The sequence below is a fragment of the Paralysiella testudinis genome, assembly GCF_016894345.1.
Classification (GTDB): Bacteria; Pseudomonadota; Gammaproteobacteria; order Burkholderiales; family Neisseriaceae; genus Paralysiella; species Paralysiella testudinis.
This window is the reverse complement of record NZ_CP069798.1, coordinates 1,726,661-1,743,999: the sequence shown is the minus strand read 5'-3', so window position 1 is coordinate 1,743,999 and position 17,339 is coordinate 1,726,661. Positions and strand designations below refer to the sequence as shown.

Here is a 17,339-nt window from a genome sequence, read left to right as displayed (position 1 = left end):
TAAACACAATAAGGCTGCGATTTTTGCAAAATACCATTTGCATTCCGCAAATCGCACCATCTTGCAAAAGTCTCAGGCTGCCTGAAAATGCTTGAGAGCCGCAACTTAAAGCGATGGCGCTTGAGCCGCACAATGGGCCAATGCCAAGCGCAAGCCGCTGCGGCGCGGGCTGTTGCGGGCGATGGCGGCTTGCAATTGCGCCGGCTCGCCCCAAAACACGAAGTGATTGCGGGCGCGGGTGATGGCGGTGTAGAGCAAGGCGCGGTCGAATAAGGCGGCGGCGTCTTCGCTGCCTGAAGGCGGCAGCAGCCATACTTCATCGTATTCCGAGCCTTGGCTTTTGTGCACGGTAATGGCAAAGGCGGTGTCGTGTTCGGGCAGGCGGCTTAGGCTGATGTGGCGGCAGCGCTCGCCATCGCTGAAATACGCCGCCAAGCCTTCGCCTTGCGGCAATACGATGCCGATATCGCCGTTGTAAAGTGCCGTGCCGTAATCGTTTTGGGTCACCATCAGCACTTGGCCGGCAAACCAGCGCCCTTCGCTGCCGTGCCCTTGCTGCGCCAAATAGCGGCGGTAGCCTTGGTTAAACGCCGCCGCATCCTGTCGCCACGCCGCCAATACCATGATGTGTTTTAAGGACGCAAACGCCGCTGCGGCATCTTGTTGCGCCACCGCCTGCCAATAAGCCGCTTGGCGCTGATACAGCAAAGGCCACGGCGTTTGGGTGGGGCTCATCCACTGCAATTCTGGTGAAAAATCGGTAAAGGCCGCCAATGCGGCTTCGCCTTGCCCGGCCACCACCGCTTTGGCCAAATGGCCGATACCGCTTTTATCATCAAAACGGCGGCTTACCGTGAGCGTGGCCACATTGGCGGCCAAAGGCGGGGCGGCATCGTCGATATCAAACCGGGTTTGCGGCAACAATGCCGCCAGCTGCGCCGCCAGTGCGCTGCTGATGCGGGTGAGCTGTGCCAGCGCTGCCAACACATCGCCGGCGCCCACGGCGGGCAGTTGGTTTTCGTCGCCCAGCAAAATCAGGCGGCAGCCGCTGCGCAAAGCATGCAACAAGCTTTTGAGCAAGGATAAATCCAGCATCGAGGCTTCGTCGACCACCAAAATATCCAGCGGCAGCGGATTGCGGGCGTGAAAACGGCTTTGCAGCTGCGGCGGATACAGGCCGAGCAAGCGGTGTACGGTTTGCCCTTGCAAGGCTTGCAAATGGGTTTGCGTGGCTTCAGGTAGCCCCTGAAGCCGCAATAAGGCCAATTGCAGCGCCTGTGCCATATGCGCCGCCGCCTTGCCGGTGGGTGCGGCCAAGCCGATGCGCGGCAAGCCCTGATTTGCCGCCACGCTGTTTTGGCACAGCAAGGCCAACAGATTGGCCACGGTGGTGGTTTTGCCGGTGCCGGGGCCGCCGTTAATCAGCATTAAAGGCTGCAGCAAAGCCAGCGCGGCGGCGGTTTGCTGCCCTTGGCTGTCTTTATCGGCAAACCAGGCTTGCAAACAGGCGGCCGCGGCAGCGCTGTCTACCGGCGCAACAGGGGCATTGGCCAAACGCCAAAAATCGGCGGCAATGTCTTGCTCCAGCTGCCATAGCCGCCCCAAAAACAGCCGTTTACCCTGCAAAATCAGCGGTGCAAATGCCCCGGCGGCGCCCACAATCGGCGCAGCTTGTTGTAGGTTTTCCGCTTCTTCGGCGCTCACGTAAATAAAGCTGTGGCCGTTGTCCAGCGCATAAAACAAAGCGTCTAAATAAGCCGCCACCTGCGGCCACGCCGCCGGCGCCTGTGCCGACAAGACCGCGGCCGCGCTTAAAGCAGCCGGATGGGTGATGGGGGCGGATTCGGGTAGCAAGGTTGGCATAGGCGGGCGGTAATGGTGGTGGAGAAATTAGAGAGAAAAGGTAAGAACGAAGCAACATGCCGTTATTAGCCGGGCAAGTCCACTGCATTACCTCAACGCAGATTGGAATCCCTAGAAAATTAAAGCATGTTTAAAACAGTTCAACAGTTTATCGTTGAAGTAACTGGAGTTACGCACCCATCTAAATTAAAGCACTTATTTTATTCATGCTACCTGAAACGCACAATCCGTGCAGCCCTCCCCTGGCGCAGCCGAATCGGAGCGGATTTTAGCGGGAGAAGGGTGCGCTGTGTTTGAGCACAGCGAGTTCGCACCCGCCGCTAAAATGCGTGTAGATGAGGGAAGTTTGGCGCAGCCAAACCTGCAACCGGGGTCGCCTTTCTTTGCCTACTTTCTCGCCGTAGGCGCGCTTCGCGTGAGCGAAGCAAAGAAAGTAGGTGGCTGCGCGGCCATGAAGCGCAAAGTAAAATGATACGAAAACGCATACAAACCACAGCATTTTTTAAAATAACCCACTTCGTTTTACTTTGTTTACCAATGGATTGCCGAATCCGGTTCGGCAATGACGGTTTTATTTTTCAGGTAGCCTTATACAGGCGGATGCGTAGCTTCAGCGGAGTAAAAGAAAAGCCGATGCGCCAAGGCGCATCCTAATGTGCTAACACCCGACACCCAAACTAGGCTGCCTGAAACGGCATCAAGCCGCCGTCTTGCATTAGCAGTACTTCATCAAAGCGCGCCGCCAGCTCGTCATCGTGGGTGACCACCACCAGCGCGGTATTGAGCTCGTGTTGCAAGTCGAGCATCATGTCGAACACATTTTGGGCGTTTTTGCGGTCTAGGTTGCCGGTGGGCTCGTCGGCCAGCAAGCAGGCGGGGCGGTTTACCAAGGCGCGGGCGATGGCGGCGCGTTGGCGCTCGCCGCCGGATAATTCACCCGGGCGGTGCTGCATACGCGGCTTTAAACCCACTTTATCCAGCATTTCCGCCGCCGTGGCTTCCGCTTCGGCTTTGGGCATTTTGCCAATCAACAGCGGCATCATCACATTTTCCAGTGCCGAAAATTCAGGCAGCAAATGGTGGAATTGATACACAAAGCCCAAGTGACGGTTGCGCAGCTGCCCCAGCGCGGTTTGACTCAAACCGGCCAAATCCTGCTCCAGCAGCGTCACCCGGCCTTCGCTGGGCGTATCCAGCCCGCCCAAAATATGCAGCAGCGTGGATTTGCCGCTGCCGGAAGCCCCCACAATGCTCACGCTTCGCCCTGCGGCTACCTGAAGATTGAGATTGGCCAGCACGGTTACGTTCAATTGGCCGTCTACATAGCTTTTGCCAACATTTTGGCACTGCAATACCCAATTACTCATAACGCAAGGCCTCCGCCGGTTGGGTTTTGGCCGCACGCCAGCTGGGATAGAGCGTTACCAAAAAAGACAATAACAAAGAAATACCCGCAATAATCAACACATCGCTGAGCACCACATGCGAAGGCACGTAGTCGATAAAATACACCGCCGAGGCAATCAGCTTGCGCCCCATAATCGCTTCAATCCCGTGCACGATATGGCCGATATTGAAGGCCAGCAACACGCCCACCACCACGCCCCACAGCGTGCCGATTAAGCCGAGCAACACGCCTTGCACCATAAAGATTTTCATAATCCCGCTCGGCGGCAGCCCCAGCGTGCGCAAAATGGCAATGGCCGCTTGTTTTTCGGTTACCGTCATAATCAGGGTAGACACCAAGTTAATCGACGCCACCAAGCTGATAAAAAACATAATGATAAACATCATTTTCTTCTCTACTTCCACCGCTTGGAAGTAGTCTTTGTTTTGGAAGGTCCAGTCGCGCACCCATACTTTATTCACATTCACCTTATCGGCAGGCAATATTTGCGCGGTAACATCCGGCGCGGTATCGGGGCCGCTTAAACGCAGTTGCAGGGTTACGCCCTCATCGCCAATGCGGTACAGCGTTTGCGCATCCTGCATATTGGTCATCGCCAGCGTGCTGTCCACCGCAAAAATGCCGCTTTTTACAATGCCCACCACATTAAATTGCTTCATGCGCGGCACCATGCCCACCGGCGTTACATTGCCGTCGGGCGTAATCACGGTGACTTTTTCGCCTTCCATCACCCCCAGCGCATCGGCCAAATCCTGCCCCAGCACCACATCAAATTCACCGGCACGCAGTTTTTGATAAGTGGCCGGCGGCAAAGCATCGCCAAATTCCGATACTTGCGCGAAATTGGCCGGGTCGATGCCCTTAATCTGCACCCCGCGCACTTCGCCTTCATTGGCCAGCAGCGCCTGCCCGGCCACATAAGGCGCCACACCGAGCACGCGTTTGTTTTGCTGCGCCATTTCAGCCAGCCCTTGCCAGGTTTCACCGCCTTCGGGCATCAAATAGCCCATTTCCATGTGCGGTGCCACTTTGAGCAATTGGCCGCGGATTTCTTTTTGAAAACCGTTCATCACCGACAGCACCACAATCAGCGCAATCACGCCAATGGCAATGCCCACAATGGAAATAATGCTGATAAACGACATAAAGCCGCTGCGTTTTTTGGCGCGCAAATAGCGCAGCCCAATCCAAGTTTCTAGCGAATTCATAAATGGTTTCTGGTTAGCAAAGCGGCGCTATTGTAACGCATCTGCGCAAAAGCTTCAGGCTGCCTGAAAGCCGTTATCGTCAAATCCGGTTAAACAAAACCCTATTTCAACCTCAAGGCTGCCTGAAACACAGCGCGCTTAATGTACAATAGCGCCTATTTAAATCCATGGCTTTGTATCATGCCCTCCACACCCAAACAACAATACGAACACAATAAGCTCAACAAACGCCTGCGCCACCAAGTAGGCGCGGCCATCAACGACTTCAATATGATTGAAGCGGGCGACAAAATCATGGTGTGCTTATCCGGCGGCAAAGACAGCTTTGCCCTGCTGGATATTCTGCTCGGCCTGCAAAAATCGGCACCGATATCGTTTGAACTCTTGGCAGTGAATCTGGACCAAAAACAGCCCGGCTTTCCCGCCCATGTATTGCCTGAATACCTGCAACAGCTCGGCGTGCCGTTTCAGATTATCGAAGAAGACACCTACAGCGTGGTTAAGCGCGTGATTGAAGAAGGCAAAACCACCTGCGGCCTGTGCAGCCGCCTGCGCCGCGGCGTACTTTACCGCGTGGCCAAAGAAAACGGCTGCACCAAAATCGCCCTCGGCCACCACCGCGACGACATCTTGGAAACCCTGTTTCTGAATCTATTTTACGGCGGCAAACTCAAAGCCATGCCGCCCAAATTATTGTCCGACAATGGCGAGCATATGGTGATCCGCCCCTTGGCCTACGTGAAAGAAAAAGATTTGGTGCGCTACGCCGAAATCCGCCAATTCCCGATTATTCCCTGCAACCTGTGCGGCTCGCAGCCCAATTTGCAGCGTCAAGTGATTAAAGAAATGCTGCAACAATGGGACAAACAACACCCCGGCCGCAGCGAAACCTTGTTTTCCGCCCTGCAAAACGTGGTGCCCTCGCACTTGGCCGACACCGCCCTTTTCGGCTTTACCACCCTGCAACGCGGCCAAACCCTGCAACACGGCGGCGACATCGGCTTTGACAAAGAAACCTTTATCCAGCCCATGCCGCCGCACCACGATGCCGATAGCGAAAACGATGTCGCAGCTGGCCCGCCAAGCACGCAAAGAGTATTTAATATTTTGGATAACCGCGTTTGAGTTGATGTTCAGGCAGCCAAATGTCGGATTTAAGCAACCGTCGGATTCTTGAATCCGGCATTTGGTTGTTCAGGCCAAAAAACATAAATACCTGCTCTTCGAACCAGCGTCGGATTCAAGCATCCCACCACTGCGGCTACATTGATGGAAATGCTCACACCCGTCATTCCGGCGCAGGTCGGAATCCATTTTCGCTAAGTAAACTTGCGTAGCTAATGACGGGCTGGAAAGATTTTTGCAAGCTAAACAATATTTAGCAAAAATCTCAGGCTGCCTGAAACCTTTAATGCACAAGTAATGCACAAGCAAAAACCCCTTGCAATCAAAGTTGCAAGGGGTTGATATTTTGGTGCCCAGGAGAAGACTCGAACTTCCACACCCGTGAGGATACCAGCACCTGAAGCTGGCGCGTCTACCAATTCCGCCACCTGGGCATACATACAGTGTACTATCGCACAACACAATCTTTGGTGCCCAGGAGAAGACTCGAACTTCCACACCCGTGAGGATACCAGCACCTGAAGCTGGCGCGTCTACCAATTCCGCCACCTGGGCTTTGCCTGGATTGTATTTTCGGTTAAAGTATGCGTTTGCCGAAGCTGTGCATTATATATTCTCTTTATAGATTGTCAATTGCCCCATGAAAAAAAATCCCGCCCTGCGCCAACAAGACCCTTTCCTTGCCCGTGAGCAGCAACGCTACGATCATCCGCTGCCCAGCCGCGAGTGGGTTATCGAGCTATTGGAACGCGAAGGCGTGCCGATGAAAGTAGACGCACTGGCTGCGTTGTTGTCGATCAGCGATGACGAAATGCCGTTTTTCGAGCGCCGCTTGGGTGCCATGGCACGCGACGGCCAAGTGCACATCAACCGCCGTGGCGCGGTGTGCGTGGCCGAAAAGCTGGCGATGGTGAAATGCCGCATCGAAGCCCATAAAGACGGCTTCGGCTTTGCCGTGCCGCTCACCCCCACCGGCGAAGGCGATTTTGTGTTGTATGCACGCCAAATGCGCGGGCTGATGCACGGCGATATCGTCACCGTGCGCCCGGCCGGGGTAGACCGCCGTGGCCGCCGCGAAGGCCAGGTGCTCGACATCATCGAGCGCGCCTACACCCATGTGGTGGGCCGTTTGGTGATGGAGCGCGGCGTGGCCATGCTCTCGCCCGAAGATCACCGCCTCACCGACAGCATTATTCTAGAGCCGGATTCGCTGCAAAATGCCCAGCCCGGCCAAGTGATTGTGGCCGAAATCGAAAGCTACCCCGAAGCCCACCGCGCCGGTGTGGCCAAGCTCACCGAAGTATTGGGCGACTATGCCGACAGCGGCATGGAAATCGAAATTGCCGTGCGCAAACACCATTTGCCGCACATTTTCAGCGAAGGCTGCCTGAAACAAGCGGCCAAAATTCCCGCCAGCGTACACAAAAACGACCTAAAAGGCCGCACCGACTTACGCGATTTGCCGCTGGTCACCATCGACGGCGAAACCGCGCGCGACTTTGACGACGCCGTTTACGCCGAAAAACAAGGCCGCAACTTCCGCCTGGTGGTGGCCATTGCCGATGTGAGCCACTACGTGCACCCCGGCGACGGCATCGACACCGACGCCATCGAGCGCGCCACCAGCGTGTATTTTCCGCGCCGCGTGATTCCCATGCTGCCTGAAAACCTCTCCAACGGCATCTGCTCGCTCAACCCCGATGTTGAGCGCCTGTGCATGGTGTGCGATATGGTGGTGACTTATGCGGGCAACATCAAATCGTTTGAATTTTACCCGGCCGTAATGCGCTCGCACGCCCGCCTCACCTACACCGAAGTATGGGATTGGATTGCCAACGGCAGCACCAACCCGCTCAAGCCGCAAATCGACACCTTATATAAGCTCTACCAAGTGCTGCTCAAAAAGCGCCATCAGCGCGGCGCCATGGAATTTGAAAGCACCGAAACGCAAATGGTGTTCGACCAAAACGGCAAAATCGAGCGCATGGAGCCGGTGGTGCGCAACGAAGCCCACCGCCTGATTGAAGAATGTATGCTCGCCGCCAATGTGTGCGCAGCCGAATTTTTGCTGCAACACAAACACCCGGCGCTCTACCGCAACCATCTGGGCCCCACCACGGAAAAACTGGCGGTGCTGCGCGAACAATTGGGCTTGCTCGGCCTGCATCTGGGCGGCGGTGACAAGCCCACCCCCAAAGACTATGCCGAGCTGGCCGCCCAATTCAAAGAGCGCCCCGACCAAGAGCTGCTGCAAGTAATGCTGCTGCGCTCCATGCAGCAAGCCGTATACGAGCCGGGCAACCTTGGCCACTTCGGCTTGGCCTACGAAGCCTACACCCACTTCACCTCGCCCATCCGCCGCTATCCCGACCTCACCGTCCACCGCGCCATCAAAGCCGTGTTGCAAGGCAGCCAATACCAGCCGCAATCGTGGCAAACCTTGGGCGCCCACTGCTCCTTTGCCGAGCGCCGTGCCGACGACGCCAGCCGCGATGTGGAAAACTGGCTCAAAACCTACTATATGCGCGATAAAGTGGGCGAAGTATTTGAAGGCCGCATTTCCGGCATGGCCAACTTCGGCTTATTCGTTACCCTCAACGGCATCCACATCGACGGCATGGTACACATCAGCGACTTGGGCGAAGACTACTTCAACTACCGCCCCGAAATCATGGCCATCGAAGGCGAACGCAGCGGCGTGCGCTTTTGCATGGGCGATGCGGTCACCGTAAAAGTGGCGCGCGCCGATTTAGACACCAGCAAAATCGACCTGGTTTTGCTCAGCGGCGGCAGCGTGGGCAAACGCGGTAAAAGCAGTGCCAAAAGCAGCCAAACCACCGCTAATAAAGGCAGCAAGCAAAGCCAAATCGCCACCGACAACAAATCCGGCAGCAAACCGGCCAAGCAATCCGCCGCTAAGCCCACCCGCAGCCGTGCGGCCAAAAAAGCCGCCGCCGCACCTGCCAGCACGGCCAAGCCCGCAGGCAAAAGCCGCAAACGGCGTTAAACCACGAAAAATTAACACAATCTGAAACGCAAAATCCGTGCAGCCGCCCCCTTGGCGCAGCCGAACGGAGCATGGTTTTGGCGGAAATAAGGGCGCTCCGGAGCGCAGCGACTAGCGCCCGCCGCCAAAAGCATGTGTAGTGAGGGAAGTTTGGCGTAGCCAAACCTGCAACCGGGGTCGCCTTTCTTTGCCTACTTTATTTGGCGAGGCAAAGAAAGTAGGTGGCCGCGCGGCCAGAAAGCGCAAAGTAAAATGATAAGAAACAAATACAAAAGCGCAATTTGCTTTATAAAAATTCGATTTTTTTTAAGTTTTTACCGATGGATTGCCGAATCCAGTTCGGCAATGACAATTTTACATTTCAGGCAGCCTAGGGTGAGCAGGTCGTAACTTTAAGTTACTTATACAGCTTCGTTGCTTTTTCCACTACTGCTATAGAATGCAGGCAGCCTTCTGCGTATAATATGCGGTTCGTCTGCAAAAACCACCCATCCGCCAAGGACACCCCGCATCATGGCCGCACCCGCTGAAGGCAGTAAAATCGGCAAAGCGTTAAAAAAATACCTGCTCACCGGCATTTTGGTGTGGCTGCCGCTGATTGTTACCGTGTGGGTGATTAGCTATATCGTCAACGCGGCCGACCAATTGATTAACATCCTGCCGCAGCAATGGCAGCCGCTCAACCGGCTCGGCTTCAACATCCCCGGCTTGGGCGTGATTGCCGCCGTGGTGGTGTTGTTTTTTACCGGCCTGTTTGCCGCCAATGTGCTGGGGCGCAAAATCATCGAAGGCTGGGATTCGCTGCTGGGGCGCATTCCGGTGGTGAAAAGCATTTATTCCAGCGTAAAAAAAGTGTCCGAATCGCTGCTGTCCGACTCGCGCCAATCGTTTAAAACCCCGGTGCTGGTGCCGTTTCCGCAAGCCGATATCTGGACTGTGGCCTTCGTGTCGGGCAATATCCCCGCTGCCATCGCCGCGGGCCTGCCCGAAGGCGAGCGCTATCTGCCGGTGTATGTGCCCACCACGCCCAACCCCACTGGCGGCTACTATATTATGGTGCGCCAGCGCGACATCCGCCCCTTAAACATGAGCGTAGACGACGCTTTGAAATACGTGATTTCACTGGGCATGGTGATGCCGGATACACCCACCGCCGAGATTGCGGCCACCATACCGCCGCCGGCCAATCCGCAATAAACCTGCTGCTTTACAAGCAGCCTTAAAGGCGGCCAAACGATTTTTTATTCACCTTATTTAAACTTAATCCAAAACAGGCAACACACTATGCGTACCAACTACTGCGGCTTAATCAACGAGCAATATTTAGACCAAACCGTTACCGTAAAAGGCTGGGTGCACCGCCGCCGCGACCACGGCGGGGTGATTTTTATCGACTTGCGCGATCGCGAAGGCATTGTGCAGGTAGTAATCGACCCCGACACGCCCGAAGCCTTTGCCACCGCCGATTCGGCGCGCAATGAATTTGTGCTCAGCATCACAGGCCGCGTGCGCCGCCGCCCCGAAGGCACCACCAACGACAAAATGGTGTCCGGCGGCATTGAAATTTTGGCTAAAGAAATCGAAGTGCTCAACGCCGCCGCCACGCCGCCCTTCCAAATCGACGATGAAAACCTGAGCGAAAACGTGCGCCTGCAAAACCGCGTTATCGACTTGCGCCGCCCGGTGATGCAAAACAACCTCAAATTGCGCTACAAAGTGGCCATGGGCGTGCGCCGCTACTTGGATGCCCAAGGCTTTATCGACATCGAAACCCCCATGCTCACCCGCTCCACCCCGGAAGGCGCGCGCGATTATCTGGTGCCCAGCCGCGTGCACCCGGGCGAATTTTTTGCGCTGCCGCAATCGCCGCAATTGTTTAAACAATTGCTGATGGTGGCCGGTTTCGATCGCTACTACCAAATCACCAAATGCTTTCGCGATGAAGATTTGCGTGCCGACCGCCAGCCGGAATTCACCCAAATCGACTTGGAAACTTCGTTTCTCAACGAAGACGAAATCATGGCCATCACCGAAGGCATGGCCAAGCAAGTGTTTAAAGACGCGCTGAATGTAGAACTGGGCGACTTCCCGCGCATGCCGTTTAGCGAAGCCATGTTTTACTACGGCTCCGACAAACCCGATTTGCGCGTGGATTTGCAATTCACCGAGCTTACCGAGCTGATGAAAAGCGAAGAATTCAAAGTGTTCCGCGGCGCTGCCGATATGAAAAACGGTCGCGTGGTGGCCTTGCGCGTGCCCGGTGGCGCCAAATTCAGCCGCAAAGAAATCGACGTTTACACCGAATTTGTGGGCATTTACGGCGCCAAAGGCCTGGCTTATATCAAAGTGAACGACGTCACCAATTTGTCGAACGGCGAAAACAGCGGCCTACAATCGCCGATTGTGAAATTCTTATCCGAAGGCTGCCTGAAAGCCGTGATTGAGCAAACCGGCGCGCAAAACGGCGACATCATCTTCTTTGGCGCCGATAAAGCCAAAGTGGTGAACGAAGCCATCGGCGCCTTGCGCATCAAAATCGGCCACGAGCACGGCGCCGAAGGCGGCTACTTCACCAACGAATGGCGCCCGCTGTGGGTGGTAGACTTCCCCATGTTTGAATACGACGAAGAAAACAACCGCTACGCCGCCATGCATCATCCGTTTACCTCACCCAAACCCGGCCATGAGGACTTGATGGACAGCGACCCCGAAAACTGCCTCGCCCGCGCCTACGATATGGTGCTTAACGGCTGGGAAATCGGCGGTGGCTCTGTGCGTATCCACCGCGCCGAGATTCAGGAAAAAGTGTTTGCGGCGCTGAAAATCAGCCCCGAAGAGCAGCAAAACAAATTCGGCTTCTTGCTCGACAACCTCAAATACGGTGCGCCCCCGCACGGCGGTTTGGCCTTTGGCCTCGACCGTTTGGTAACATTGATGGCCGGAGCAGAATCCATCCGCGACGTGATTGCCTTCCCCAAAACCCAGCGCGCGCAAGACTTGCTGGTGGATGCGCCCAACCATGTGGATGAAAAGCAATTGCGCGAACTGGGCCTGCGCCTGCGCACCAAAGCGGCGGACAACGCTTAATTTTATCCGCACGCTTTAAACCATAAGGCTGCCTGAAAGCGAAGCTTCTGCGAAGCTAAAACTTTCAGGCAGCCTTGATTTCAACACGTAGGATAAATAATATCCACTTCATGCATACGGTTGAACTGTGCTAACCGTACTTACATGAGGCGCAACAATAATGAAAATCCGAGCAAAAGACGTTCAACCGGGCGATGTTCTCAGCCTTTATATTGGCAATAATGTGTTTGCCTTTATGCGCCTGCTTTATGTTATTCCGTGTCATACCTATTTATGTGAAGTTTATGATTTCAAGGGCTCAGAGTTTGTATTTGACCCACAAATTCTTGCGTCGTCGCGCTTGATGCCTATTGTTAGTGCCAATTGGTTGGCTTACCTCAATCCCAAACTGTGGCGTGGACAAGTGATTTTTCGAGATAATGACTTCAAAGTGCCGATTGAGGAAATCAGAGAAGTTCGATTGATGAATCTTACGCAAGCAGTCAGATTCAATATGGATTGGCAGCCTGATAGTAGCGAGATGCTAGTTTTAACCGAAGATGTATGGGATAAAGAAAAGCACGATAAGTTAAGCCAGAAGCACATGAGTTTTGATTTATTGGATAACCCAGAAATGCTGATTTGTGAGATTAGAAATCGGCTTGGCTTATTGCCAAAATTCAACCATAGAGACTTCAAAGAGCGCATCAGTATGTTTAAATGGCTTAAGGCCAACGATGTTTATCTTGGCCCAAGAGGAAGCGATTGAATGGGCGCATTAAGCCTGCCAAAGGCTGCCTGAAAGTACTTCAGGCAGCCTTGATTGCAACTGCAACAACCCAATCTACGCATTTCGGCTTTTTACCGCCACCTTACACCCACCCACAAGGAAGCCCCCATGCAATTCGGTTTAATGATTATCGGCGATGAAATTCTGCACGGCAGCCGCCAAGACAAACACTTCGCCTTTTTCAAGCAACTGTTGGAAAGTCGCGGCCTGCAGCTGGCGTGGGTGCAATATCTGCCCGACAGCCGTGCCCTGCTCACCCGCCAGCTGCAACGCAGCTTTGCCGATGGCGGCGCGGTGTTTATTACCGGCGGCATCGGTGCCACGCCCGACGACCACACCCGCCAAGCCGCCGCCGCTGCATTGGGGCTGCCTTTACAGCGCCACCCGGAGGCACTGAGCTTGATTGAAGAGCGCACCTTGGCCATGGGCGAAACCCTCACCAGCCCCGGCCATGCCCAACGCGCCAAAATGGCCGATTTTGCCGCCGGTGTCGACCTGATTCCCAACCCGTTTAACCGCATTGCCGGCTTTGCCGTGCAGCAACATTATTTCCTGCCCGGCTTCCCGCAAATGGCGCACCCCATGGCCGAATGGGTGTTGGGTACCCATTATCAAGCCCATTTCCACCAAACCGCACGCCGGCAATGCTCGGCACTGATAGAAGGGCTGCCTGAATCGGCCATCGGCCCCTTAATGGACGACATCGAAACCCGCTGGCCGGACATCAAAACCTTTAGCCTGCCCACCATCCGCGACGACCAACCCGGGCTTAGCGGCGCCGCCCGCTACCGGCTCGAATTCGGCCTCAAAGCCGAGGGTGCCGCCTGTGCGCTGCTAAGCGAAGCTTGGGCTTATGCCGAGCAGGCTTTACGCCAACTGGGGGCCAGCGAAATCACGCCCCTAAACGACTAAAACCCGTCAACACCTGCACTGCCGGAAAAGCGTTTGCGTTTCATGCTGCAACGCACTAAAATCATGACAATACTGTTTCAGGCAGCCTTTTTAAACTAAAAGGCTGCCTGAAAACATACATCTCAACAAAAACACTGCAAAGGCCCGTTGTCACCATGAGCAATACCACCATCTATAATTTTTCCGCCGGCCCGGCCATTCTGCCCGAATCGGTATTGCGCACCGCCCAAAGCGAAATGTTCGACTATAACGGCACCGGCTTTTCGGTGATGACCATGAGCCACCGCTCCGATGTGTTTATGAGCATCCTCTACCACGCCGAGCAAGATCTGCGCCAGCTGATGGACATCCCCGACAACTACAAAGTGCTGTTTTTACAAGGCGGCGCCAGCGCCCAATTCAATATGGTGGTGATGAATCTGGCCAACGGCTTTGAACGTGTGGATTCGGTGGTTACCGGCAACTGGAGCCAAATCGCCCACAGCCAAATGGGCAAATTGTCGCACGCCAATATCCATTTGGCCGCACACGGCGGCGAGCAATACAACTACACCGACCTGCCCTCGCCCGACACTTGGGATGTGAGCGAAAAATCCGCCTTTGTGCATTTTGTGATTAACGAAACCGTACACGGCCTGCAATACCGCGATATCCCCAAGCTCGCCACCGCATTGCCGCCAATGGTGTGCGATATGTCGAGCGAAATTCTGTCGCGCCCGATTAACGTGGCCGATTTCGGCGTGATTTACGCCGGTGCGCAAAAAAACATCGGCCCCTCCGGCGCCACCATTGTGATTATCCGCGAAGACCTGCTCAAGCGCTGCTCCAGCCACATCCCCGATGTGTGGAACTACCAAAGCCACGTTGAGCGCCAAGGCATGTACAACACCCCGGCTACTTATCCGATTTACATTTCCGGCCTGGTGTTCCGCTGGCTGCAATCGCAAGGCGGCGTGGCGCAAATGCAAACCATCAACGCATTAAAAGCCAAAATCCTCTACGAAGCCATCGACAACAGTGGCGGCTTCTACATCAACAACGTACAACCGCGCGCGCGCTCGCAAATGAACGTGATTTTCCGCACCGGCAAACCGGAGTTGGACGAATTGTTTGCCCAAGAATCCACCACCCGCGGCCTGCGCCTGTTGCGCGGCTACAAAAGCATGGGCGGCATGCGCGCCAGCATCTACAACGCCATGCCCTTGCAAGGCGTGGAAGCCTTGATTGAATTTATGCAGGAATTTCAGAAGCGCTACGGTTAAATACAAAAGGCTGCCTGAAACGCCATTTTTATGAAACTAAAACCAAAAGCCCCGCACAATCCGTGCGGGGCTTTGTTGATGGCGGTTTGCCGCAGCTTAGCTCATCAAGCTGGCCACAAACACGATAATCACGCCAATCGGTGCCACAAAGCGGCTGATGATATGCCACAGCATATAGGCGCCGCCTTGCAAGCCCAGCTCTTTGCGGATGCTTTCCTGGTTCATAAACCAAGCGGCAAAGATAATGGTGCCCAAGCCGGTGAGCGGCAGCATAAATTTGCTGGTGAGCTTATCAAGGAAGTCGAAAATATTGTTGCCCAGAATGGTGAATTCGCTCCACAGATTAAACGACAGCAAGCAAGCAATGCCCAATGCCCAGATGGCGCCACCGGCCACCAAGGTGGCACCTTTACGACCCAGCGGGGTTTTTTCTTCCAGCAATTCCACCGTGGGCTCCAGCAAAGAGATAGAGGAAGTGAGCGCGGCAAAAGTGAGCAGGATAAAGAACAGCACGCCCAGCAAGGTGCCGCCGGTCATGTTGCCAAAGGCAATCGGCAGGGTAACGAAAATCAGCCCCGGGCCGGCAGCCGGCTCCAGATTATTGGCAAACACCAGCGGGAAAATCGCCATACCGGCAAACAGGGCAATCACGGTATCCAGAATCACCACCGTACGCGCGGTTTTCAGCAGATTCACTTCTTGGCCCAAGTAAGAGCCGTAAGACATCATAATGCCCATGCCTAAAGACAAGGTAAAGAAAGCATGCCCCAGCGCCGCCAGCAGCACGCTGCCGTTGATTTTGCTCCAGTCTGGCGTAAACAGAAAGCTCAGCGCACGGCCAAAAGCGCCGGTGGCGAAGGCACCGTAGGCCACCAGAATCAGCAGCACAACGGCCAAGCCCGGCATCATCAGCTTGGAAGCACGCTCCAAGCCACCGGCCACACCCATGGCCACAATGCCGATGGTGAGTGCCATAAACACGGTGTGCCACACCAGCAGCTGCTCATGATTGCCCAAAAAGCCGGTAAAGATTTTGCCGGTACCATCGCCGTCCAAGCCCGCAAAGGTGCCGGAGCCGGTCATAAAGATGTAATCCACCGCCCAGCCGCCAATCACGCTGTAAAACGACAAAATCAAAAACGAGCCCAGCACGCCCACCATGCCGATAATGCTCCAGGCTTTGGCACGCTGGTTTTGTGCGGCCACATCTTCCATGGCGTGGATGGGGTTTTTCTGGCCACGGCGGCCAATCAGCCATTCGGCCACCAAAATGGGCAGGCCGATAAGCGCGATACACAACAGATAGGTGAGCACAAAGGCAGAGCCGCCGCTCACCCCGGTCATATACGGAAACTTCCAAATATTGCCCAGCCCCACCGCCGAGCCAGTGGCCGCCAACACAAAGCCCATACGGGATCCCCATTGTGCATGCGATTGTTTTTGGGTACTCATGTTTGTCCTTTTCTTATGATATTACTGATTGGGCACCGGTTTGCAGTGAATATTGCCTGCCCTATGGCGCTTATTGCGGCTAAAATCAGCCAAGCTCAAAATAATGCCAGTAAGCCACTTATAAAACAAGCATAAATTTTCGCAATTTAACTATTTATTTATCTTGCTGATTACAAAATGGTAAAATTACTAAGGCTGCCTGAAACCATTTCGTTTTCAGGCAGCCTTGGATAGATGGATTATGGCCCCTGCTGAATTATCGTGTTCAAGCAGCCTTAATCAATCCTCAGGGCAATAAGCGGTGCTGCAAAGCGGGCAATTTGCTGCGCACACTGGCCAGCAAGCTGCCTTTTAATGTTGCCGCCGCCACGCCCTCGCCTTGCGGCAATACCGCCAGTACTTCGCCCCATGGGTCGATAATCATACTGTGCCCAAAAGTGCGGCGGCCATTTTGGTGCAGCCCGCCTTGGGCCGACGCCAGCACAAAACACTGATTTTCAATCGCCCGCGCCCGCAGCAGGATTTCCCAGTGCGCTTGGCCGGTGGTGTGGGTAAACGCTGCAGGCAGCAACAATACTTCAAACGGCTGCTGGGCGCGGAAAAACTCGGGGAAACGCAAGTCGTAGCATACCCCTTGCGCCACCTGTATATTTCCCACCTGCAAGTGCGGCACCGCCTCGCCACGGCTAATGGTGTCGGCTTCGGCATAGCGCTCGCCCAAGCCGGTAAAGCCGAATAAGTGCATTTTATCGTAGCGCCCCAATAAAACACCGTTTGCACCATAAACCAACAAGGTATTGAGCACCTTGCCGCTTTGCAGCCCTTGCAAAGGCACGGTGCCGCCAAACAGCACAATGCCGAGCTCACGCGCCAAGCCGCTTAAAGCATCTTGTAAAACGCCCTGCCCCAAGATTTCCGCATAAGCCAGCTTATCGGTTTCCGCTTGTCCCATAATCGGCCAATATTCGGGCAACAACACCCATTGCGCCCCGCCCGCCGCCGCTTCGCGCACCAAACGGCACATGGTGGCGATATTGGCCGCCACATCGGTGCCGGACACCATTTGCACCACCGCAACCTGAAGGTCTTGCATCTTTTGCTCCTGATTCATTGGATTATTGGCCACACGGCCAAACAGTAGCGCTTATCGGGCGCAAACGCAACCGCCCGCCACGGTGTGCTGTGGCGGGCGGTGCGGTGCTGTTTCAAGATGCAGTTTTGTGCAAACAAACACGGCTACTGCAAA

At 54.9% G+C, this 17,339-nt stretch carries 12 protein-coding genes and 2 tRNA genes; 7 read left to right on the top strand and 7 right to left on the bottom strand.

The annotated features are described in order from the left end of the window. Positions 1 to 105 precede the first annotated feature (105 nt). The 3 genes from recD to JQU52_RS09005 form a co-directional block, all read right to left on the bottom strand. The gene (gene recD / locus JQU52_RS09015) at positions 106 to 1,863 is read right to left on the bottom strand and encodes an exodeoxyribonuclease V subunit alpha (protein WP_230338175.1); all 1,758 of its coding nucleotides are present in this window, start codon (positions 1,861 to 1,863) and stop codon (positions 106 to 108) included. A gap of 677 nt (positions 1,864 to 2,540) precedes the next feature. Next, complete coding sequence (lolD, locus tag JQU52_RS09010; protein WP_230338174.1) at positions 2,541 to 3,230, bottom strand: lipoprotein-releasing ABC transporter ATP-binding protein LolD; 690 nt, start codon at positions 3,228 to 3,230, stop codon at positions 2,541 to 2,543. Then, entirely contained in the window at positions 3,223 to 4,479 is a 1,257-nt protein-coding gene (locus JQU52_RS09005) for a lipoprotein-releasing ABC transporter permease subunit (protein WP_230338173.1), read from the bottom strand. Before JQU52_RS09005 ends, lolD begins: the two co-directional genes overlap by 8 nt. A gap of 180 nt (positions 4,480 to 4,659) precedes the next feature. Here JQU52_RS09005 and ttcA point away from each other — a divergent pair, with 180 nt between their 5' ends. Then, positions 4,660 to 5,604: a tRNA 2-thiocytidine(32) synthetase TtcA gene (ttcA, locus tag JQU52_RS09000; RefSeq protein ID WP_230338172.1), complete on the top strand. Its 945-nt coding sequence runs from the start codon at positions 4,660 to 4,662 to the stop codon at positions 5,602 to 5,604. 347 nt (positions 5,605 to 5,951) lie between these two features. On the opposite strand, the gene JQU52_RS08995 is transcribed toward ttcA, so the two are convergent. Continuing rightward, a tRNA-Leu gene (locus tag JQU52_RS08995) sits at positions 5,952 to 6,038 on the bottom strand. A 34-nt stretch (positions 6,039 to 6,072) separates the two neighbouring features. Beyond that, positions 6,073 to 6,159: transfer RNA gene (locus JQU52_RS08990), tRNA-Leu, on the bottom strand. An 85-nt stretch (positions 6,160 to 6,244) separates the two neighbouring features. Between JQU52_RS08990 and rnr the strand changes: the two genes are divergently transcribed. From rnr to serC, 6 genes are all read left to right on the top strand, one after another. Beyond that, on the top strand, positions 6,245 to 8,611 hold the full coding sequence (rnr, locus tag JQU52_RS08985; RefSeq protein ID WP_230338171.1) for a ribonuclease R: 2,367 nt from the start codon (positions 6,245 to 6,247) through the stop codon (positions 8,609 to 8,611). Between the two features lie 513 nt (positions 8,612 to 9,124). Further along, positions 9,125 to 9,808 (top strand): DUF502 domain-containing protein, encoded by a 684-nt coding sequence (locus JQU52_RS08980; protein ID WP_230338170.1) that lies wholly within the window; start codon positions 9,125 to 9,127, stop codon positions 9,806 to 9,808. Between the two features lie 87 nt (positions 9,809 to 9,895). Continuing rightward, positions 9,896 to 11,698 (top strand): aspartate--tRNA ligase, encoded by a 1,803-nt coding sequence (gene aspS / locus JQU52_RS08975; protein ID WP_230338169.1) that lies wholly within the window; start codon positions 9,896 to 9,898, stop codon positions 11,696 to 11,698. A gap of 160 nt (positions 11,699 to 11,858) precedes the next feature. Continuing rightward, entirely contained in the window at positions 11,859 to 12,446 is a 588-nt protein-coding gene (locus JQU52_RS08970) for a hypothetical protein (protein WP_230338168.1), read from the top strand. Between the two features lie 129 nt (positions 12,447 to 12,575). Continuing rightward, complete coding sequence (locus tag JQU52_RS08965) at positions 12,576 to 13,379, top strand: competence/damage-inducible protein A (protein WP_230338167.1); 804 nt, start codon at positions 12,576 to 12,578, stop codon at positions 13,377 to 13,379. A gap of 155 nt (positions 13,380 to 13,534) precedes the next feature. Then, on the top strand, positions 13,535 to 14,641 hold the full coding sequence (serC, locus tag JQU52_RS08960) for a phosphoserine transaminase (RefSeq protein WP_230338166.1): 1,107 nt from the start codon (positions 13,535 to 13,537) through the stop codon (positions 14,639 to 14,641). Positions 14,642 to 14,737: 96 nt separating this feature from the next. Here serC and JQU52_RS08955 read toward each other — a convergent pair whose 3' ends face one another. Then, positions 14,738 to 16,093, bottom strand: a complete 1,356-nt coding sequence (locus tag JQU52_RS08955; RefSeq protein ID WP_230338165.1) for a sodium-dependent transporter — start codon at positions 16,091 to 16,093, stop codon at positions 14,738 to 14,740. A 286-nt stretch (positions 16,094 to 16,379) separates the two neighbouring features. Beyond that, the gene (locus JQU52_RS08950) at positions 16,380 to 17,186 is read right to left on the bottom strand and encodes a carbon-nitrogen hydrolase family protein (protein ID WP_230338164.1); all 807 of its coding nucleotides are present in this window, start codon (positions 17,184 to 17,186) and stop codon (positions 16,380 to 16,382) included. Between the last annotated feature and the right edge of the window lie 153 nt (positions 17,187 to 17,339).